This window comes from Singulisphaera sp. GP187 (assembly GCF_900129635.1).
Classification (GTDB): Bacteria; Planctomycetota; Planctomycetia; order Isosphaerales; family Isosphaeraceae; genus Singulisphaera.
In genome coordinates this window covers 2,862,917-2,883,752 of the sequence record NZ_FSRB01000002.1, presented here as the reverse complement: position 1 = coordinate 2,883,752, position 20,836 = coordinate 2,862,917, and the positions used below count along the sequence as shown (strand labels likewise).

At 64.2% G+C, this 20,836-nt stretch carries 15 protein-coding genes and 1 tRNA gene; 3 read left to right on the top strand and 13 right to left on the bottom strand.

Annotated elements, in window-relative coordinates; translation table 11 throughout:
• Nucleotides 1-54 precede the first annotated feature (54 nt).
• From BUS42_RS43950 to BUS42_RS35525, 6 genes are all read right to left on the bottom strand, one after another.
• Entirely contained in the window at nt 55-207 is a 153-nt protein-coding gene (locus BUS42_RS43950) for a hypothetical protein (RefSeq protein WP_159452335.1), read from the bottom strand.
• A gap of 530 nt (nt 208-737) precedes the next feature.
• A tRNA-Val gene (locus BUS42_RS35545) sits at nt 738-811 on the bottom strand.
• A 163-nt stretch (nt 812-974) separates the two neighbouring features.
• Nucleotides 975-3,137 (bottom strand): SMP-30/gluconolactonase/LRE family protein, encoded by a 2,163-nt coding sequence (locus tag BUS42_RS35540; protein ID WP_074315119.1) that lies wholly within the window; start codon nt 3,135-3,137, stop codon nt 975-977.
• A 138-nt stretch (nt 3,138-3,275) separates the two neighbouring features.
• The gene (locus tag BUS42_RS35535) at nt 3,276-5,159 is read right to left on the bottom strand and encodes a SpoIVB peptidase S55 domain-containing protein (RefSeq protein ID WP_074315117.1); all 1,884 of its coding nucleotides are present in this window, start codon (nt 5,157-5,159) and stop codon (nt 3,276-3,278) included.
• Nucleotides 5,160-5,513: 354 nt separating this feature from the next.
• The gene (locus BUS42_RS35530; protein WP_074315115.1) at nt 5,514-5,993 is read right to left on the bottom strand and encodes a hypothetical protein; all 480 of its coding nucleotides are present in this window, start codon (nt 5,991-5,993) and stop codon (nt 5,514-5,516) included.
• A gap of 270 nt (nt 5,994-6,263) precedes the next feature.
• Nucleotides 6,264-7,727 (bottom strand): serine/threonine protein kinase, encoded by a 1,464-nt coding sequence (locus BUS42_RS35525; RefSeq protein WP_074315113.1) that lies wholly within the window; start codon nt 7,725-7,727, stop codon nt 6,264-6,266.
• A gap of 188 nt (nt 7,728-7,915) precedes the next feature.
• On the opposite strand from BUS42_RS35525, the gene BUS42_RS35520 reads away from it, so the two are divergent.
• Complete coding sequence (locus BUS42_RS35520; protein ID WP_074315110.1) at nt 7,916-9,043, top strand: M48 family metallopeptidase; 1,128 nt, start codon at nt 7,916-7,918, stop codon at nt 9,041-9,043.
• A gap of 79 nt (nt 9,044-9,122) precedes the next feature.
• On the opposite strand, the gene gnd is transcribed toward BUS42_RS35520, so the two are convergent.
• From gnd to BUS42_RS35505, 3 genes are all read right to left on the bottom strand, one after another.
• Nucleotides 9,123-10,583: a decarboxylating NADP(+)-dependent phosphogluconate dehydrogenase gene (gnd, locus tag BUS42_RS35515; RefSeq protein ID WP_074315108.1), complete on the bottom strand. Its 1,461-nt coding sequence runs from the start codon at nt 10,581-10,583 to the stop codon at nt 9,123-9,125.
• A gap of 124 nt (nt 10,584-10,707) precedes the next feature.
• Nucleotides 10,708-12,003 carry a diphosphate--fructose-6-phosphate 1-phosphotransferase gene (locus BUS42_RS35510; RefSeq protein ID WP_074315752.1) on the bottom strand — a complete coding sequence of 432 codons (1,296 nt, stop codon included), beginning with the start codon at nt 12,001-12,003 and terminating at the stop codon, nt 10,708-10,710.
• A gap of 95 nt (nt 12,004-12,098) precedes the next feature.
• Entirely contained in the window at nt 12,099-12,998 is a 900-nt protein-coding gene (locus BUS42_RS35505) for an HAD family hydrolase (RefSeq protein ID WP_074315106.1), read from the bottom strand.
• Between the two features lie 433 nt (nt 12,999-13,431).
• Here BUS42_RS35505 and BUS42_RS35500 point away from each other — a divergent pair, with 433 nt between their 5' ends.
• Nucleotides 13,432-14,730 (top strand): serine/threonine-protein kinase, encoded by a 1,299-nt coding sequence (locus BUS42_RS35500; protein WP_074315104.1) that lies wholly within the window; start codon nt 13,432-13,434, stop codon nt 14,728-14,730.
• A 9-nt stretch (nt 14,731-14,739) separates the two neighbouring features.
• On the opposite strand, the gene BUS42_RS35495 is transcribed toward BUS42_RS35500, so the two are convergent.
• Genes BUS42_RS35495 through cobJ form a run of 4 tightly spaced genes read right to left on the bottom strand, consistent with a single transcriptional unit; the run spans nt 14,740 to nt 19,364 of the window.
• Nucleotides 14,740-15,414 carry a hypothetical protein gene (locus tag BUS42_RS35495; protein WP_074315102.1) on the bottom strand — a complete coding sequence of 225 codons (675 nt, stop codon included), beginning with the start codon at nt 15,412-15,414 and terminating at the stop codon, nt 14,740-14,742.
• Between the two features lie 17 nt (nt 15,415-15,431).
• Nucleotides 15,432-16,676, bottom strand: coding sequence for a bifunctional cobalt-precorrin-7 (C(5))-methyltransferase/cobalt-precorrin-6B (C(15))-methyltransferase (locus BUS42_RS35490; protein ID WP_074315100.1), 1,245 nt, complete (start codon nt 16,674-16,676; stop codon nt 15,432-15,434).
• The gene (locus BUS42_RS35485) at nt 16,673-17,830 is read right to left on the bottom strand and encodes a cobalt-precorrin-5B (C(1))-methyltransferase (RefSeq protein ID WP_074315750.1); all 1,158 of its coding nucleotides are present in this window, start codon (nt 17,828-17,830) and stop codon (nt 16,673-16,675) included. Before BUS42_RS35485 ends, BUS42_RS35490 begins: the two co-directional genes overlap by 4 nt.
• 37 nt (nt 17,831-17,867) lie before the next feature.
• A complete protein-coding gene (gene cobJ, locus BUS42_RS35480) occupies nt 17,868-19,364 on the bottom strand; it encodes a precorrin-3B C(17)-methyltransferase (RefSeq protein ID WP_074315748.1) in 1,497 nt (498 codons plus the stop codon).
• A 621-nt stretch (nt 19,365-19,985) separates the two neighbouring features.
• On the opposite strand from cobJ, the gene BUS42_RS45690 reads away from it, so the two are divergent.
• Nucleotides 19,986-20,798: a hypothetical protein gene (locus tag BUS42_RS45690; RefSeq protein ID WP_254054003.1), complete on the top strand. Its 813-nt coding sequence runs from the start codon at nt 19,986-19,988 to the stop codon at nt 20,796-20,798.
• Nucleotides 20,799-20,836 lie beyond the last annotated feature (38 nt).

Below are 20,836 nucleotides of genomic sequence, written 5' to 3'. Positions count from 1 at the left end.
TTCAGCTTTGAACGTCGCGGCCCGTTGAGCCGCCCGGGCGTGGATCGCTTTCCATTACCCGGCCTGTTGCCGGAGTTCGGTGTTCTCTCGTCGTAAATCGCCGACTTCCTGGCGGAGTTCGAGGACTTCGCGACGAAGTTCCCACACCAGTTCGGACAAATCAGCCAGTTCGAGAACTGGAGGTGGGTCGACAAGCGTGCCATCCATGATAAGCACCCTTGTACTCGAAACCTCCTCATCGATCTACAGGCTACCTGGCACGAGAAAACGGGTTAGGCGAAGGCTTACCTTGCACGAGGATGGTGAACCGCATCCTCTTGTCGTGCAGGTTCTTCGGGGCTGGCTCACGTCCCTGGAACTCAACTCTGGCGAGATCATTCAGGCCAACCAGCGGAGCCAAACCCGAAGGTCTTCCTGGACCGGAACCGAGGTCGGATTCAAGAAGAAAAACGACCAGGGCAAGGAATAAGGTCACATGTTCCGAGGGAGACCGCCATGCCCCCGACCGACACCGAGGGAGCCCAGTCGGCTGCTGTCGGGGAAGGTGGGACCCACTTTCGACTGAGCGAGAATTGACTCACTGAGGGTGTCAACTACGCCGTAAAACTCCTGTGACTCGCGTCAGATTCAGCTCAAAGAACGACCATTCGGCCGACCGAATCGTCACAGCAATCGTCACAGGAAAATCATCACAAATCCGGCTTACCCTAAGTCTAGTCCTGGCAGACACTTAGGAGTGGGCGATGAGGGACTCGAACCCCCGACATCCTGCGTGTAAAGCAGGCGCTCTAACCAACTGAGCTAATCGCCCGACTTGAGAGGATGACTGGCTCGGTCGTCTGAGCGACGACCGAGCACAGATCCTAATCGACGACTTGGAAAGTCTCAAGCCTGCTACGTTCAAGGAGCGAATCGGTAGCCGCCATTCCATCTATCACGAAGCATGGAAAACCAGGGCTATTATGACTTTGCGTTTAACGGACCTCGATCAGGGCATCTCCGGTTCCGACGTTGCTTGCGGCGTCGGTGGTGCGGACGACGAGGATGTGGCTGCCGGGCTTGAGGTCGGGGAAGGCGACGGTGATCGTTTCTTTGGAGGAGTCGAAGAGGCCGTCGTCGGGGAAGATGGGGACCCAATCACCGCCGTCGAGGGCGTAGGCTGCTTTCACGAGTCGGGTCAGTTGATCCGTCAGGGTGATCGTGGCGCCTCGCGGTTGGGTGGCGATGGCGATGGTGGGGCTGTCGTGATCGACGATGAACGGGTCGCTCACGCGGTCGCGGATCAGGGTGTCATCCGGGTTGTTGGACGGGCGGTCGCTGGCGGTGACGCGAACGCGGTAGAGGCCGGCGGGGACGGCGGTGGTGTCCCAGTCGTAGCTTGAGGTCGTCTGGCGCTCGTCGCCCAGGCGGATCCAGTCGGGCCAGCCGTCCTTGCGGATGTGGAGCGTGTATTCGAGGTCGTCGCTGTTCGGGTCGGTGACGCTCCACTTCAGGTTCAGGCGGCCCTGCTTGGTCGTGCCGTCGGCGACGGCCACGTCGGGTACCTCGACCTTGGTGATCTCGGGCGGGAGGTTCGCGGTCTGATAGCGGAGGAAGACGGACCGGAGCTCGGGGGTGACCGAATCGTCGCGTGTGGAGAGCGTGGCGCGGTACTGGGCGAAACGGGCCGACGGGGAGTGGGCTTGCGACCCGTCGGGGTCGGTCTGCTCGGGCGACCAGGCCGACCAGGTCGAGTCCGGCTCGCCGACGTTGCCGGTGCGGACTTGCAGGGCGATCGCCGTTCCCTTGGGCTGATCGGCCCGCCAGGTCAAGGCGCCGAAGCGGCTGATGAGCTTGGTGTCGAGGACGTCGGAGACGAGTGAGCCACTCGCGACGTAGCCGGTATTGAGCCGGACGACGGCACCTGGGTCCCCCGTGCCAATCAAGAGCCCACCGTCTGGCTCGGAGAGCATCGAGAGGATCTGACCGTGATCGAGGTGGGCGATCGGGGTGGTCTCATCCAGGTCGCGGACCTCGTAGAGCTGGCCCTCCGGCCCTGTTCCCACCAGCAACCGGTTCGCATGCCAGGCCAAGGCATAGACCAGGGCGCGAGCCCGGAAGACTTCACGCGGGACGCCGTCGGGCCCGATCCGATAGACGGCGTTGTCGCCTGCGGAGGAACGCGGCGAGGCGGAGCCGCCGGTCGATGAGGGAGCCGCCTTGGTCGTCGCGGGCGAGGGCGCGGGGGCCGCCTTCGGTGTTTCGGGGGGGACCGACGTGTTGATCGCGCCGGGGGGGCGGGTCGCCTCCGCGGTTCCGCCCGAGGAGAAGAGCGAGTTGCCACGCCCTGAACCGCCACCACCGCCCGACTCGGCGGCGGTTCCGGCGTAGAGCGCTCCATCGGGAGCGATCAGAAGCGAGCGGATTTCGGATTGGGGGGCGTCGTAGACGACCGAGGTCTTACCCTCGGCCGAGACGCGATAGATCAGGCCCTCGCCGTCGCTCCCAGCGTAGATCGAGCCGTCGGGGCTGACCGCGACGCAGAGCAGGTGGGGGTGCTTGCTGTCGAGGAGCAAGGTGCGCTTGCCGTCGGGCGCGAGCTTCCAGAGCTGGCCGGTCGGGCCGGTGGCGGCGTAGAGGTTGCCCTTGGCGTCGTGGGCCAGGTCCCAGATGTATTTGACGTCGGGGTCGAGCCGAGGCGTCGTGACTGGTTTGTCCGCGTCGGTCACGTCGACGATCAGGCCGGTCGGGCCGGTACCGACGAACACGTGGCCGTCGGGCAAGACGTCAACCGCGAGGGCCTGGGAGTCGGCGGCGTCGTAGGCGACGGTCCAGGCTGCGCTTTCCTTGGGCTCACGGCGGAAGACCTTGCCCTCGTCGCCGGTGGCTGCGTAGGTGGTGCCGTCCGGCTTGCGGGCCAGGTCCCAGACGCGTGCCGCGTCGATTTTTTCCACGTCGGTCAGCGATTGGCCAAGCCGGACCCGGCCGTTTTCGGAGACGACGACCCGTTCGCGATGACCCTTGACGAAGGCCGAGGACGTTTCCTGCCGCCAGGTCTCGAGCTTGCCGAGGGCGGGTGGGAGTCCGCCGAGGGCTGCCAGCAACAGGAGGCAAGCGGCAACGAGGGCCGCCCGCTCGAACTTCGCGTTCAAGATCATCGGAATTCCTTTTGGGGCATTCAGACCGCGGGAGCGACCCCAGCACGGGCTGAGGTCCGGCCACCCCGAGGCGTTTCAGCTTCGTTGAAAGGAGCAGGGGTCCCGGTGACGGCGCGAGATCGATCGGTTCGTGGTTGCTTATTCGGATTTGAGCGAGACACCCTTGTCCTTGACCACCGTGAATTTGAGCGTTTGCATGCCTTCGACAACATACGAGGTGTTGACCGCCTGGATTAACTCGGTTCGGACCGCCGGGTCCTGGCTCTGCCGGCTGGTGTTGAAGACGGCCCGGGCACTTCCCGGAAGATTCGGGAGCGACTGTCCTTCGACGGAGAGGCCGCGGTCCTGGAGCGGGACGTGCAGGTAGAGGGCGGTCCGTTGGGGTTCGATCTGGAAATGGATCGCCCGGAGGATGGCGCTGAGGTCGCGCGGATCCATCAGGGAGGGCTCATTGCGGAGCCGGCGTCGCAGGCTGTTGCCCATGTCGCAGACCGTGGCCTCGTAGCTCCCCTCCTGGATGTCGGCGGGCAACGGCAGCTCGAGGTCGACCGTTTGCCGATCGCCCTTGAACGGCTTGATCGTCACCGACCCCTTCAAGGTCTGGCCCGGCTCCAGGCGGTCCGAGTTGAGCCGGATCGACTCGATCGTCGCCACCTTTCGGCCTGGGGTGATGTCGACGTCGCAATCGATCGCCTCCAGGCGGATCGGCGCCATCGGGTTTCGCACCAGGATATTCACGATCGAGGCGATCGGGCTGAACAGGTTGGCCGCGCCCATTTGCCCGGTGAACCGCGGGCCGCTGAGCGTGTCGCTGAGCTCGATGGGGTCGTGCCCTTTGAGCTTGATCGTCGCCTTGATCTTCGCGGTCAGCTCCTCCGGGAGATTGCCCTCGGTGTCGATCGCGTTGGTCAGGACGGTCATCACCAAGGTCGCCAGGAGGTTGGGCTCGCGGACGATCTGGACGTGGTAGACCTGGGGCTCGGAGTAGCGCCCGGTCTTGACCCGAACGCTGAGGGGGAGCATGTCGGGAACACCACCGAGGTGGCCGGCGACACCGGTGCTCACGTCGGTATCGAGCACGCCGACAACCTTGAGAGGAGATCCCATCTTCATGCTTACACTCGCCCGCGGATAGACCGTGTGGATGTACCCGGTCATCATCGGGAACTCGCAGGCGCCCAGGCTGAACATCGGGTGGCCGAAGCCGTAGACCCGGTTCCCTTCCACGTGGGTGACGGTGCCGATCCCGGAGAGGTCGAAGTCGCCGGTCACCATGGCGATACTCAGCGGCGCTCCGGGGACGAGCGGTTTATCCCCCTCCTCGCGGATCACGCGTTCGGGGGCGGCACCGCCGGCCATCGGGGCCATTCCGAGGGGCCGGAATCGATCGCCGAGGAACGCCAAGGCACGTGGGCTGAACCCGGTCGCGGCGATCGGCGTCGCGATCGGCCTCATTCCCCCGAGGGCTCCTCCCGAGACCGGCGTCGGGGAGGCGTCGAAGGTGGCGTCGGTGGCCAGGCCGTCGATCAGGGTCGTCGGGATCGACCGTGCGGCGTGGATTTCGCCGTCTTTCGCCTCGGCCGCGATGCGACGGTCGTTGGATCGGACATATTGGACCATCTGCTCGAAGGGAGTGACCCCCGCGATTGGGTCCTTGCCGAACTCCCAGGCGAACGCGACCGCGCCCAGGAGTTTGCCATTGATATAAATGGGGCTGCCGCTCATCCCTTGGATGATGCCGGCGTGCTCGAGGTTGAGGCCGGTCAGACGGCAGAGAATCATGTCGCGGCCGGGGCTCACCCCGCGCATCACGCCCAGGACCTCGGCGCCGAACTCTTCGAGTTTGGTGCCGACCATGACCGTTTGCCCCGTCCCCTTCATCCCGGGACGGATGTCTTCGACGTTCCAGTACATTTTGCGGTCGGGTTCGCCGGCCTGGCAAACCAGAGCGCCACCCAGGATCGCCAGCAGAGCGAGTAAGCCATGCCCCGTCGACCAACGCGCTGAAAACAAAGATCGCATCGAGCGGATCTCCCAGAGGGGATGGAGCTTTCGGTGCGATGGTCCAAGCCAGGAAACACGCGTCGGCGAGAGGTGAACCCAGTGTGCAGAGTTCAGGGTCGTCGGTCGAGGGTGAAGGGTCCGAACGGATCTCGCCGATCGATCCTCAAGCAGCGTTTCAGAGGCTTCGACACGACACCGTGGCGAAGCAGATTCCATCCTGGATCATCGTGTTGAATCGTATCCCTCGTCGGACCTTGCGTCAACCAGGACTTCACTCAACCTTCACCGAGGTTTCCCAAAACCTCACGATGCGCACAGTCAACCCAGGGGAACTCGACCACGCTCCGAAACCCGGCCGGGAGGCCGGGGCGATTATGGGGTGGACAAGTCATCCTGGTGAGCCTCCGAGCCGTTTCGGTTCCCGTCCCGGAGGGCGAGGAGTTGTTGTTGCTCGGCGCGGAGGATTTCAAGTCGTTCTCGGACGAGTTCTTCGAGATGTCTTCGCGCGTAGAGCCGCGTCGCGATCCAGTCGAAGCTGGCGAGCACCAGCAAGCCGAGGATGAGTGCGAAGGCGGTGAGCCAGATCAGGAGGAACGCATAGTTCGCCCGTCCACCGACTTTGGGTTCCATCGGCGACCCGACGTAAATCTCAACGGCCAGGACCAGGAGAATCAGAGCGACCAGGGCCCTCCGAAAATCCTGCCGTTTGAAGTGTTTGGCGTCGACCTCCGGGAGGTCGGGATCTCGGTCTCGGCGTTCGTACCAGAGCCAGATCAAGAGGAGAATGGCGACCGCCACGATTCCGATTGAAAGGGCCAGGCTAACGGCCGCGGTCCGTTGAGCGAGCGGCATACGTGAGGTCTCGCGAAGTGTTTTGCAATCAAAGGCACCCAAGACCGCGACCTTGAAAGACGCCACGGCCGATCGTGCCGAAGCAGGGGGAAACGGCTGTGGCGAAGCGTTCCTAAACGGGTTCGAGTCCAACCCGGGGCGACCAGCGGACGGATTCCCGTGATTCAAAAATGAGGAAACTTGGAAGTCCCCATGGCTGTGGCCAGGGTTGTTGAGATCGGGTCTTCTCGTTCGCTTGGTAAATCGGAGCACTGAACCGACGGCCGATGCTTAATAAAGGTCGGCATTGGTCAGTTGCATCTCGACGTGGTCGGCCCGGCGCGCGATCTCCAGCAGGGCGGCGCGGACGTCGGTCGCGCAGACGAGGTCGCGCGCAAAGGTACGGGTCATCACGAACATCGGCTGGCCGTTGACGTTGCGGATGGAGAGGCTACCGTACGTCAACTTGTCGTTGAGCTTGAGGGCGAACTCATAGTGTTTCGGATCGCCCGGTCCGCAGACGGAGAAGACCGAAAGGATGCGCTGACCGTGGTCGTCCTGGGTGACCTCGAGGTAGACTTCCTGGAGCCGGTCGTTAGGCAGTTCAAACAGGATCCGATAATTGTCCCGCCCGCCTTGGATGAAGCAGTGGAGCCCTTCGACGCTCTCCCGAACGAGCGCCTCGGTTTCGCGGAGGTTGTAGATCGCGGCCTGGAGATCCTCGGCCAGGTGTTCGGCCGACTGGTAGCGATCGTCGGGATGTTTGGCGAGACAGCGGTTCAGGATCGTCAGCACGTGGTCGGAAATCGTCGGGATGATCGATCGGACGTCGGGAATCCGCCCGAAGCGATGGAGCGAGATCAACTCGCCCATCTGGTCCGAGGCAAACGGGAGCCGGGCGGAGATCAGATAATAGTACATCACCCCCACCGCGTAGATGTCGGAGCGGTGGCTGGCCGGGATGCCCGCGAACAGCTCGGGCGCCATGTAGGTAGGCGTCCCGGCCACCGGGACGCCCGCGCGTTCCAGTTCGCTGATCCGCCGCACCAGGCCGAAGTCGGCGAGCTTGGCGTCGCCGGCGGCCGTCAGCAGGACGTTGGACGGCTTGACGTCGCGATGGACCATCCCCGACTGATGTGCGGCGCCGAGGGCGAGGACGACCTGGCGGACCAGGGTTGACGCCCGCACCGAGTCGAACGGCCCCTCGCGGACCAGCGACTCACTCAGGCTCAGTCCGCCGGCCACATATTCCATCTCGATGAAGTGATAGCCCCGGTCGCTCCCCAGGTTATGGATCGTCACCACATGAGGGTGGAGGAGGTTGGCGACCGCTCGGGCTTCGGCCCAGAATCGCTCGCGGATCTGCGGTTGCTTGGCGACCAAGCCCGGATTCATCACCTTGATCGCGCAGGAGCGCGCCAGGCCGAGGTGCTGGGCGCGGTAGACCCGACCCATCGAGCCGCGTCCGACCACCGACTCCAGCTTGTACTGGCCGAGGGTCTGGTCGATCAGGTCGTCCACCATGGGGAAGCCGTCGTCAAAGTCATCCGGCAGTGAGGACCCCGAGTCCTCGATCTGAAGGATCATGCTCCCTTGATACGCCACGGTCTCGCCGAGCAGGTCTGACTGGGGTTTTATGGCTCCAAATTGATCGTCGAGGATCGTCATGTCTTCGCGCACGGAACAGCGATGAACGGGCGTTCCCTCACTGATCGGTTCGTCGCAACTTGGGCAGCGGCCCGTGCCGGTCTTCATAGCTCTCTCGTTTCCGACGCGTCCCGTTGGGTAAGGATCGCCCTGTCGTCTTGTCGGACTCGCGTTCCTATTATCCTTCAGAGTGTTCGATCCGGGTCGAATAAGTCAAGCGTCCGGGCGTCCCTACTGAGAGGGAAATGTGGCCTGCTCATTCTTGAATTTCGCGGGAAGACCTCAGGAATTCGGTCATGGAACCACCGAGGGCGCTTCGAACTTTTGCGGGTTTGCTTTTCCTGATTCTGTTGTTCCCAGGGAGCAGGCTCCAGGCCGCCGCGGATCTTCCCATCGAACCCACTCTAACCGTCGGCGGGAACCAGACGGAGGCGACACCGAGGCGGAGCACGTCCAAGGCGAAGTCAGGCGGCCGACGCGTGCGGCGGCGGGGTGGGGATGAGCCGCCGGACTGTCCCAGTCCGCGCCGGCGGTTACCTCCTCCCGCACGTTCGATGCCCGAGATGTTCCAACGGATGGGCGAGAGCCTCGCGAGAAATCCGGCGACCGGATTCAACGATTTTCTCGGAGAGCTCGCCCGGATGGAAGAGCCTGCCCTGGAAGGCGTGTCGGTGAGCGTGGTCGAGGAGCGGAGGGCAGGCCTCCGGACTCGTGACGAATATCTCGCCAAGGCGAAAGCGCGTGGCTTCCAAGTTGTCGAGGACGGGATCCGGCTCGATTACCTCCGAGCCCTCGTGGATCGGCTCGCCAGGCGGATGAAGCACCGCGACCGCTATCCCAAGGTGGACGTCTCCCTGGTGAATGCGCCGATTTCCGACGGCCAGTCCTTCCCCGGAGGATTTCTCGTCTTCACCACGGCCTTGCTTGACGAGCCCGACGAAGCGACGGTGGCCGGGGTGGTTGCCCATGAGCTGGCCCACCTCGACCTCGGCCACCTCTATGGCTATGTGCGTCGAAGCAAGCTCGCGGAGACGACCTACGCTCGTCCACCCACGATGGGCGACTCGTTCGACCGCTTCTTCACCCAGCAGGCCGCGCTGTTGGGACTGCTCGTCAATCCGTTTCGGCCCGAGCATGAGACCGAGGCGGACTGCGCGGCGGTCACCTGGTTGTACCAAGAGGGATATGACCCCCAGGGCTTGGTCGGCTTCTTTGAAAGGCTGCACGCCCGGAAGAACGACCAGCCGGACAATCCGTTCTTTTCGTTCGGCCGCACCCATCCGTTCTCGCTCGACCGCCGCGATCACGTGCGGGCTCGACTCGCCCAGCTTCAGAGCTGGCGGCCGCGGGACGACCTTCGGCTTGCGGCCGAATCGCTCCGCCATTTCCGAATCCCAGAGAAGCAGGAAGCCGCCCCGCATTGATCGAGGCGGCCTCAGGGCGACAGTCAAGGACGGCGGAAAGGGGCTTCTCCTCCCGCCGTCCGTTTGGCTCCAACTGACGTCAGACGTTGTAGGTCGACGACGAGGTCGTGCCACCACGGCCGGTCCAGTTGGTATGGAAGAACTGGCCGCGCGGCTTGTCGGTCCGCTCGTAGGTGTGCGCCCCGAAGAAGTCGCGCTGGGCTTGCAGCAAGTTGGCGGGCAGGTTCTCGGTCCGATAGCCGTCGAAGTAGGACAGGGCCGAGGTCATGGCCGGAATCGGCACGCCGTGGGTGATGGCCGCCGCGCAGACGCGGCGCCAGCCGTCCTGAGCCTTCGCAAGCTCGCCCGTGAAGTAGGGGTCGAGCATCAGGTTGGTGAGCTTCGGGTCGCGGTCGAATGCCTCTTTGATCTTGCCGAGGAAGGCGCTTCGGATGATGCAGCCACCGCGCCACATCAGGGCGACGCCGCCGTTGTTGATTTCCCAGCCCTCTTCCTTGGCCATCGCGTTCATCAGGGCGTAGCCCTGCGCGTACGAGACGATCTTGCTGCCGTAGAGGGCCATCTCGATGTCATCGATCAGGGCCTTGGGGTCGCCGGTGAACTTGGCCGAGGGACCGCTCAGGACCTTCGAGGCGGCCTTGCGTTCGTCCTTCTGGGCCGACAGGCAGCGCGCGAAGACGGCCTCGGCGATCAGGGTGAGCGGCACCCCGAGGTCGAGGGCCGAGGTGACGGTCCACTTGCCCGTCCCCTTCTGGCCGGCGGTGTCGAGGATCAGGTCGACCATCGGCTGGCCGCTGTCCGGGTCGTTGTAGGCGAGGATGTCGCGGGTGATCTCGATCAGGTAGCTGTCGAGCGGCCCCTTGTTCCAGCGCGCGAAGACGTCGTGCATGGCGGGCGCCCCCATGCCGAGCAGGGTCCGCTGCATCTGGTAGGCTTCGCAGATCAACTGCATGTCGCCGTATTCGATGCCGTTGTGGACCATCTTGACGTAGTGGCCGGCCCCTTCGGGACCCACCCAGTCGCAGCAGGGGGTGCCGTCGTCGACCTTGGCGGCGATCGCCTGGAAGATCGGCTTGAGGTGGGGCCAGGCGTCGGGGTTGCCGCCGGGCATGATCGACGGCCCTTTGAGCGCGCCTTCTTCGCCGCCCGAAACGCCGGTGCCGATGAACAGCAAGCCCTTCGCCTTGAGGTCACGGGTGCGGCGGGTCGAGTCGGGGTAGTGGGTGTTGCCGCCGTCGATCAGGATGTCGCCGGGATCGAGCAGCGGCACGAGCTCATCGATCACCTGGTCCACAGGCGCCCCGGCCTTGACCATGATCATAATCTTGCGCGGGCTTTTGAGCGACTTGACCAGATCCTCAACCGAATGACAGCCGACGAGCTTCTTGCCCTTGCCTCGGCCGTTGACGAAGTCATCCACCTTCGAGGTGGTCCGGTTGAAGACGGCGACCGTGAAGCCGTGACTCTCCATGTTCAGGACGAGGTTCTCGCCCATCACGGCAAGGCCAATCAGACCGATGTCGGCGGTAGGTGTCGTCATTGGGGAACTCGGGCCTTCTTAAAAAATTGGAAAACAATCAACTTGTTTAGATTGACCGACGTGTTGACACCGTAGCCGGGCCGAGCCGCCGGGTGAAACCCCGAACGGCCCGGCCGCTCGTGGCTCAGGCCTTCCGATAGGTCTGCGGCACGTACTCGCTCAACTGCTTGGGGGCCAGCTTTTTCTCGATCCGCGCGAACCGGGCGAGACCATCGACCATGGGGACGCTCACCCAGTCGTCGCCGATCAGCGGGCGGGCGTAGGCGAGGAAGTCATCGGTGACGTCGATCCGGTTGGAGGCGATCCAGTGCTTGGGGAAGTAGCGCTCGGAGTTGGCGACCTTCTCCAGCGGCGCCTTGTCGAACCGGACGTTGTAAGAGGCTTGCGTGTGATCGCGGAGGATGGTCGCCATCCAGCCGTTCCCCTCTTTGCGGGCGATCTCGACGGCGTGGCAGCCGACCCCGTACGCCTCGTCGAGGTCGACCACGCTCGCGTAGGCAATCGCGTTCCGCTGGTCGGTGCCGGGGACCTGGCCACGCGCCTTGCCGGGGACCGGCAACTTCAGCGTGTTCAGGTAATTGACCACGGTCTGCGCGACGGTCGTCTGGCTCGAGCTGTACTGGACGTGGCCGAAGTTGTCGCGCGCCACGCCGTACTCACCGACGTCGAAGCCTTCGCTCACGACCACGATGCAGCGGCCGTCGGACTTGAGCTGGTTGACGACGTTCTCACCGAGCTGTTCGAGCGAGACTCCGGACTCGGTCAGGTAGATCTGGAGCGGCATCTTGCGATGCGGGTCGGCGAGCCGGGCGGCGGCCGGGATGTAGCCGATCTTGCGGCCCATCGCCTGGATCACGATCACGGGGTCGGCCGGGCACGAGCCGGAGTTTTCCTCGTTCACCTGCCGGACGTACTGGGCGTAGTAGCGGGCGACCGAGCCGTAGCCGGGGGAGTGGTCGAGTAAGGTGAACTCCGCGTCGCCCAGGTCGTTATCGATCGTCTTGGGGACGCCGGTGGCGACCAGCTCGAGCCCGCGGTCGCGCGCCAGTTCGCTTACCTTGTGCGCGGTGTCTTGCGAGTCGTTACCGCCGATGTAGAAGAAATAGCCGACGTTGTGCGCCTTGAGCACGTCGACCACGCGGGAGAAATCTTCGTCCTGCCCCTTCTTGAGCTTGTACCGGCAGGTGCCGATTCCCCCGGCCGCGGGGGAGGTCCGCAGGAGGGCGATCTCCTCGTCCGAGGTGGCGGACAGGTCGATCAACTCCTCCTTGAGGACGCCTTCGATGCCGAAATTTCCGGCATAGACGGTGCCGAAGGTCTTCGGATCGCGGCGGCAAGTCTCGACGATCCCGCGCAACGAGTTGTTGATGACGCAGGTCGGTCCCCCGGATTGGGCAACGACGACGTTACGAGCAGCCATGAGACGATTTCCTTCGACGGGCCGGTGGGTTGGATCGAGACCGAGTGACGTTTGGGGTTGACGAGCGAGCGCGATCATCGCAACGGCGATGCCACTTACGCTTTTTTCCAAGGGGGCGTTCCGGGTAGCAGCTTCTCGAACCGAGCGATCTGCTCGTTCATGTAGGCGCCTGCGTATGTGCCCGCGTAGAACCGAGGCAGGGCCTCCTCGTAGAACCGCTGCCAGGACTCGTCTTCCTGACCGGGGTCGATCGGGTAGAAGAGCACGTGGTTGGCCTCGGCCGCCTTGCGATCGCCGGGTGCATCGCCGATCATAAGGATCTTGGTTTTTTCATACTTGTCGGACGCGGCAATGCCGAGATGTTCCTTCTTGCTTCCCATCTCTTGCCCGGCGATCAGCGCGAGGTGAGACTTGAGCCCGTGCTCTTCCCACTCGCGGTTCAGCGCCTCGCCCGGTGTGGCCGAAACCACCATCACATCGGCCTTGCCACTCATTGCCTCGATCGACTTCCGTACGAACGGGAACGGGGGGACGTCGCGGACGATGTCGCCGACCTTCCGGTTGACCGCCTCACTCCACTCGTAGGCAAGGGCGAGGTCCGGGTCGTTGGTCTTGGCGACCTCGGCCTTCAGGGTCGGGTTGGCCAGCTTGGTCTCGCGCTCGATCCAGCTTCGGACACCCGCCAGCCTCGGCACCTGGAAGCCTCGGCGGGTCACTTCGGGACGCTCGGTCAAGAGGTCGAGCGCCATGGTCAGGGCGGGAAAGCGGTTGATTCCCCGCCAGAGTGAGTAGAGGTTGACGAACTCCGCAGCCTCACGCGCGTACTTCGAGACGGCCGCCAAGCCGAAGAACTCGATGATGTTGGGGATGAAGCACTCCTTGTGTTTCACCTCCATCGTGTCGAATGCGCAGCCGTCGCTGTCGATGCCAATGAAGAATTCCTGCGTCTTTCGAAAGTCTCGAAGGGGCGACTGCGGGTCGGCTGACGCCGTCATTGCGATATTCCTTTGTGGGTTCGAAGGGGACGCACCGGTCCCCTGGAGGCCTTGAGCCTGGCTCGGCGCATCGATCGAAATCGTAGTCGCCGCCAGCGACGATGTCCAGGCGCCGCTCCACCAAAGCTAAGGACCTGTGAAGGATCAAGGATTTCGTCGGACCTTTTCCCCCGCGCGATCGTGACCATCGCGGGTCTGGACGGCCTTCGACCGGGTTGGTTTTCGTAAAAAATGGGAGGATTGGGTTGATTTTAGGGAATTTGTGGCTTGTGGCAAGAATGCGGCTGTTCCGGGAATGCCAATCGTCCCAACGAATAGTTTCTTTGAGGTTACGTCAAACCTGTGGTATCGTCGGATGTCTGGCGAAGCTGCGGGCCTCGCCTCGCTGAAACGAAGCAGTGGATGCCGGCCAAGCAAACCGGGTGGAATCGCCATGGCGACCTTCGAGAAGCCGAAGCCGTCGGAGAGCATTCCGCTCAATCTCCTGCCGGTGATCCAGTCCGCGGGCGTGCTGACCGATCGCCAATTCCAGGACGTCAAGGCCAAGGTTCTTAGCGGCGAGTACCCCAACGAATCTCGAGCGCTCGCGGCACGGCTCGTCCACGACAATGTACTCACCGCGTATCAGACGAAGCGATTCCTGAGCAACAAGTCGCACGGGATGGTCGTCGGCCGCTACGCCATCCTCGACCGACTGGGTTCGGGATCGATGGGGCGGGTGTATAAGGCCCACCACTTGATGATGGACCGGGTCGTGGCGCTCAAGATCATCGCGCCTGAGATCGCTACGAACGAGCGCGTCGTGGCTCGGTTCTATCGCGAGATGAAGCTGGTGGGGCGGCTCGACCACCCGAATGTCGTGCGCGCCTACGACGCCGACCAACTGAACAAGATTCTCTACATCGTGATGGAGTATGTGCGCGGGCAGAGTTTGGCCCAGTTGTTCCGCAAGGCGCCCATTGCACCTCCCGACATGGTCAACTATGCCGCCCAGGCTGCGCTTGGCCTGGCTCACGCGCACGAGCAGGGGATCGTGCATCGCGACGTCAAGCCGTCAAACCTACTCCTGACCGACGACCTCAAGATCAAGGTCCTCGACCTCGGGCTCGGCGTCTTGATGGAGGCCGACGATCAGTCGTCGTTCGCGACGGCCGACGGGATCGCGGTCGGCACGGTCGACTACATGTCCCCCGAACAGGCCTGCGGTCGTGACGTCGATGGGCGGAGCGATCTCTTCAGCCTCGGTTGCTCGATGTATCACATGATGACCGGTCGCCTGCCTTATCCCGGCGAAAATCCGATCGAGCGACTGGGCAAACGGATCAGCGGCCGGCCGGTGCCGCTCACCGAAGTTCAGCCCAACCTTCCCGCTGGCCTGGTGAAAGTCGTCGATAAGCTGCTGGCGTACAAGCCGAGCGAACGGTTTCAGACCGCGACCGAAGCCTCCGAAGCACTCCTGGCCCTGATTCGCCCCCGGACCAAGCGAGTCGCGCCCCCGCCGGAACGAGAACCGGCCCCTGCGCCGGCCCCGGCATCACCCGCCGTGGTGGTGACTCCGCCCCCCGTGGCCGCGCCGCCCGCCGTGATCACGGTCCGGCCGAACTATCCGACCTGGTTCCAGCCGCTCGCCAGCTTCGCCGAGCAGAAACCAAGAGCCGCCTTGTGTGCGGCTCTCGGTACCTTGGCGGTAACATTCGCCTGCGGATTCGGGATTGCGCTTCTCGTCCGTTGAGCCCAACGGTCAGAGACCGTCGCCGGCCCATCGAAAGACGAGGATGGCGAACATCAACTGGTGAGCGGTCAGAACCGCCCACGGGAGGTCCTGGTCGGCCCTCGGCCTTGAGAGGTTGTACGCCAAGGCCGTGATCAGCGCCACGATCAAGAGCGGGACCGCGACGACGCAGCCGACCGAGACTGTCAGACTCATCGTCGTCAGTCCCAAGAGGACGCCGCCGAGTCCTTCATTCCGGGTCAGGTCGATCAAGAAGGCGGGCAAGGCCGCGACCAGCGGGGCGATGATCGCGGAGTGGAAGAAGAGTTGGCAAGCCAGGACGCTGTCGCTGGGGACACGCAGCCAGGTGACCGCGATCCCAGACGTCGCGAAGCTCGCGCCGAGCGCGAACCAGAGCGACAGGTTTCGCTCCCCCATCGCCCGCATCAGAAGGAGCCCAGCCAGCTCGAGCACCAGGAAGACCGCGAGATAGAGCAGGGTCGTGGACCGTCCGGCCAGGGAACGCACGGAGTCCTTGTCGGCCATGGCCATGCCGAGCGCAAGCCCAGTGAGTGCGTGTCCCACACCGGTCAGGCCGATGACTCCGTTGGCGCTGGCCTTGGTGGTGAGTGCCGCCATCGCCAGTGCAGCGAAGGCGATTCCCCAGAGAACCGCTGCGATGTTCAGCCCCGAACGCTCCGCCATTGCAAGTCCGTCCTTGATCAGGCGGGTCGTCGGCCTCGGACAATCCAGACGGGCCGTTGCGGCACGAACGTCGTCAGCCCGGCCAGGTCCTGGCCGGGACTGACTTGCAGTTGGGTCACGGTCGGGGACCAGCCTTCGAGCCGGAGCCGCTCCAACGTTCGCGCCAGGTTTTCCAGGCCGACGAAGTTCGCCACGAACAGGCCCTCCGGGACGAGCCGTGCGAGGACGAGGTCGAGGATCGGATCGAGCTGACTCCCCGAACCCCCGACGAAGACGGCGGCGGGCGCCGGTTCGTCGGCAAGGGCGGCGGGAGCGGTCCCGTGGATGATCCGCAAGTTCCAGGCCGCGAACCGTCTTCGGTTCTCCTGGAGATACGCGAGCTGCGTGGGCGATCGCTCCACTGCGACCACGTCCCGCGCGGGGAACTGATTGGCCAGGCCGATCGCAACGCCTCCAAGCCCGGCACCCAGGTCCCAGATCGGCCCGGGGCGAATATCCTCGAACCGATTCAGGACCACGGAGCGGACGTCCTGATGCGTCAAGAGCACAGGGCCGCTCGCGGGCCGGGCGAACCGATCGTCGGCCGGGACGCTGGACCGGAGGGGCGGAGAACCCGGGGACGATTCGCTGTCCGCGCGGCGGATCAGGACCAGGAAGTTCAATTCGCGGAACCGACGGTGCGGAAGGTCCTGAATCTCCAGGGGGGTGACGCGCTCCGAACTGCTTCCGAGATCCTCGCAGACCCAGGCTTGGTAGTCGTCGAGGCCGCGTTCCAGGAAGAATTCGGCGACTGCCGCGGGGCTCGAACCATCCTGGGTGAACAGGCCGATCTTCGGTGCGCCGAGCAGTGGGATCAAAACCGAGGCAGTCGGTCGGCCGTGGATGCTCGCGATCGCCGCGTCGTGCCACGACTGGGTCGTGCGGGCGAACGCGAGTTGAAGGCTGCAGAGGGCCGGCTCGACTTCAAGCTGATCGGACCCGAGCGCTCGCTGGAGGGTGACGCCGATGCCGTAGCAGAGCGGGTCACCCGACGCGAGGACCACGCATCGTTCGTCCGGACCTCGGTCGCGGAGCCGGTCGACCAGCGCATTGAGGTTGTTCGTGACGGCGAAGCGCTCGATGATCGCTCGGGGCTCGACCAGGGCGAGATGCCGGTTCCCTCCCGCGAGGAACGTCGCCGCGCTGAGCGCCTGCTTGGCGCGTGGGGACAGGCTCTCGATTCCGTTTGCGCCGAGGCCGATCACGTGGATGGGGCGACTCATGCCTGTTCTACCTTCGCGTCGACCGAAGCTCGACCGAGGATGCCGCCATCGAAGTCGAACATGACGGCTTCAATCGCAAGGGCACCTTTGACGTGAGCCTGGCAGGTGTGGGCCGTTCGGGCGGCAATCTGGTTGTACAACTCGGTAAAGCCCGCCGCGTCGATCAGATCCTCCACGTGGCGCGCGGTGTTGGCCGTACCGATCTGGGCCACCAACGCGTCGTCAGCCCCGGCGTCGCGGGCGAGGTCGGCCAGGAACGTGACGTCGACGCCGCCGCCCGCCACATGAGTCTGCATTTGCCCCGTGGCCAGCTTGGCCAGCTTACCGATCATCCCGCAGACGGTCACCTTGGGGACTCCCCGCTCGACGGCCCTCCGCAGGCCGTCGCCGGTGAAGATTCCCATCTGGACGAAGGCCATCTCGGGGAGCGCGGGGTAGATGGCTGCGGCGAACCGCTCGGACCGCCCGCCCGTCGTGAGCACGATGTGTTTCAGGCTGTTGGCGGCGGCCACGTCGATCGACTGGAGGACGGACGCCCGCCAACTGGCCGTGCTCATCGGCCGGACCACCCCCGTCGTGCCGAGGATCGAGAGCCCGCCGACGATCCCGATCCGGGAATTGAGCGTCTTCTTGGCGAGTTCCTCACCGCCTGGGATCGAGACCGTGACTTCGACGCCGGGGTCCGGCCGCTCGGTCCCGAGGGCAATCGTTACCCCTTGGGCGATCATCAGGCGCGGGACCGGGTTGATCGCGGGGGACCCTGGCGGGAGCTCAAGACCGGGCTGGGTGATCGTACCGACCCCGGGGCCGCCTCGGAGATGGATCCCGGGCGATTCGACCCGCCGGACCGCGACGATGACCTCAGCGCCGTGAGTGACGTCGGGGTCGTCTCCGCCATCCTTGATCACCCCGGCGGTCGCCGTCCCGTCGGCGAACGCGAGCCGGTTGATCGGGATGATCAGGTCAAATCCGAGCGGGGACGGAACAGCGACGGACTCCGGGCGTTCGTCGCGCTCGAGCAATCGGCAAGCGGCTTGCGTGGCCGCGGCGGCCGAGGCTCCCGTCGTATACCCCTCACGAGTCCCTTGGGGATTCCGGGGGGCGACCGAGAAGCCGCGAACAATCTGGAATGGAGGGCGGTCGATCTTGATCATGTGAATCTGCTTGCGGCCCGAGTGAGCGGAGTCGCGATCAGCCCCCCGCAACCGGTCGAGTGCGAGGCGTGCTTCCCGCCAGTTCGAGCAAGGCGTTGATCACGGCCGCGGTGACCGCCGTCCCCCCCTTGCGTCCCCCGCTCGTGATAAACGGCACGCCGCTGACCGAGAATTCCTCAATGAGACGCTGCTTGGACGCCTCGACACCCACGAACCCGACCGGGATCCCGATCACACAGGCCGGCCGCCAGGGCGTCTCGCGGATCAACCTGAGCGTTTCCTCAAGGGCCGTGGGCGCGTTCCCGATGGCGACGACCACGTGATCGCCGACTTCGGAGGCGGCCAATCGGAGCCCCGCGGCCGAGCGGGTGATGGCATCGTCCGCGGCGATTCGCGGTGCCTGAGAGTGGTTCAGGAGGCAGAACGTGGAAACGCCCAGCGGCTCGGCTAAATCGCGACGGACCCCGGATTTGAGCATTTCCACATCCGTGATTACACTTGCGGGTACTGCTCGATCGCCTGCGCTGGGCCCTTCGCCCCGAAACGCCTTGACAGCCGCGTCGATCGCCCCTGGGCTGAATTTCAGGGCGCCCGCGAACTCGAAGTCGGCCGATGCGTGGATCATCCGTCGGACGACGGCGCGTTCGGCTGGGTCAGTCGGCTCGGGACCGAGCTCGCAATCGATGATCGCCAGCGACTCGGCCATGATCTGGTCGCCCGCCGCTCGACTCGTCATGGCCTCGTCGCGTGAAGCAACCTCGCCCTGAATCGGCGCCTTCGCGGCATAGATCCGCGGTGTGACCATCTTGCCGTTCGAGACGAACGTGCGCGAGCTGCCGACGATGACGGTTGTGAACATGTTGACGCTCGCTTTTCCCAGGGCGAGGTCCATCAGCGTGACGATCTCGACCCGTTCGCCGGGCCGATACGCGTTCTCGACCAGGCCGACGGGGGTCTCCGGGGAGCGGTGGACGAGCAGCCGGTCCGCCACGGCGGCGAGCTGGTGGGTTCGTTTCCGGCTGGCCGGATTGTAAAGCGCGACCACGAAGTCGGCCTCCGCGGCGGCATTCACGCGGCGAACGATCACGTCCCAGGGGGTAAGCAAGTCACTCAGGCTGATGCTCGCCCAGTCGTGCGCGATCGGAGCGCCCAGCCGGGCCGCGGCCGAGCAGGCGGCGGTCACGCCCGGCACAACCACGAGCTCGGCCGTCGTGCCGACTCGAGCGGCCAGCTCGCAGACCACGCCCCCCATCCCGTAGATTCCCGCGTCCCCCGTTGAGATCAAGGCGACGGTCCGACCCTGCTCGGCGAGCTCGAGCGCCAGTCGGGCCCTCTCGACCTCCTCGCCGAGCTCGCGTCCCACGATCGTCTTTCCCGCGAGCCGATCCTCGATCAGGTCAAGGTAGCCACGATAGCCGACAATCGCGTCTGAGGCCGCCAGCGCGGCCGAGGCATCGGGGGTGAGCAGTCCGGCGGAACCCGGCCCGAGTCCAACAACGTACAGAATACCAGTGGTTTGATCTTCAAGGCTCATGGGTTCAGCGTACCAGGGCGACGATCGGTGAAAGTCATGGGAGTCGGCTCTCCCGAGTGCGTTGGCAAGGGCCATAATCAAAGACCCCGCACGAAGATCGTCACCTTTACGGCCAGTCACTGCAAGAGAGCTTGGAGCATGTCGACGTTCGCCCGAGCCGGGACCAGGTTTTTTCGCTCGCCAGTAAGGCGAACGGGCCGCTGATCGCTCCTTGTTCTTTGTAAAGTCGAGTGACCGCGGTTTTCGCTCGCATGGCACCCAAGAGCCCGCAGTCTTGATCGTCGCGAAAATCCAGTGGGATATCCTATGGGATTGTAGATGCAAAAACTATTTACATCCAACGACCCGCCATAGAGCGAGGAATTACCCTCGTTCCCACGGTCCCCCGTGGGAACGAGTCGCGAGAGGCTTCCTAGCCCTGGATCGGGTGGTTGCTTAAATATGTTGTTGGGCGTGTGGCGCCAGGTGGGTCGGAGGACACGGCCGTGGTGTTGCCGACTTGGGGAGCGGATTGGTAGCTTGAACGTCGCGGAAGCCCTCCGAGATGGCGATAGGCTTGGTTGGAGGGTTGCTCTGCCATCGTCGTGGAAGCCGACCTTACCTATCAGAGATTGTCCTCACATGCTCGACAAGATTCTCCGAATCGAACATCTGATTATGGGCATTGCCCTCACTTTTGCAATTTGGGTTCATGGAGCCGAGGATCAGGGACCAGCCCGGTTTGAACCCACGGCCGACCAATCCGCGGCGCTCGATCAGATCTCGGCGGACTCACTGCAAGGACATCTCTCATTCCTCGCCTCGGACTTGCTCGAGGGTCGCGACACCCCCTCACGCGGGCTGGACCTCGCCGCCGAATATATCGCGGCTCAGTTCCGACGTGCCGGCCTCGAACCGGTCGGCGATGACGGTTATTTTCAGACCGCGAACTGGCGGCTCGCCGAGCCGAATGCCCAAAGTTTCGCGTTCGAAATCCGGAGTGGTGATGACCGAATCAGGCTCGGCAAGGACCAGGTCAGTCTGTCCGGATTAAAGGCGATCGACCTGAACAGCAAATCCTCGTTCAAAGTCGATTTTCGAGACACCGAAGCCCTCAAACTCGATCAGGTTCAAGGAAAAGTGGTCATCACGGAATGCCCGGATCCCGAACGTGTCGTGACCGATCGGCAACCGACGACCTTGCTTGCGTTCAATCAGTTTCTCACGCGAATGCGAGAATTGAAGCCCGCTCTCGTGGTCAATGTCAGTCGCGATTTGAAGGGTGCCAGCGGTCTCGACGGCCAGCGGTTGATCGATCCGGAACACACGAACGGACTTCGCGCCGCGCTCGCGGCTCGACTCGGCTTTCCGATCATCAAAGTCCACGAGTCGAAGGTTGTTGAACTCTTTGACTCGCTCCCGGTTGGGGCATCTCCGTGGGAGTTCTCCGTCTAACTGGGCGAGTCCACGCTCAGGCCGGTCAAAATCCGCAA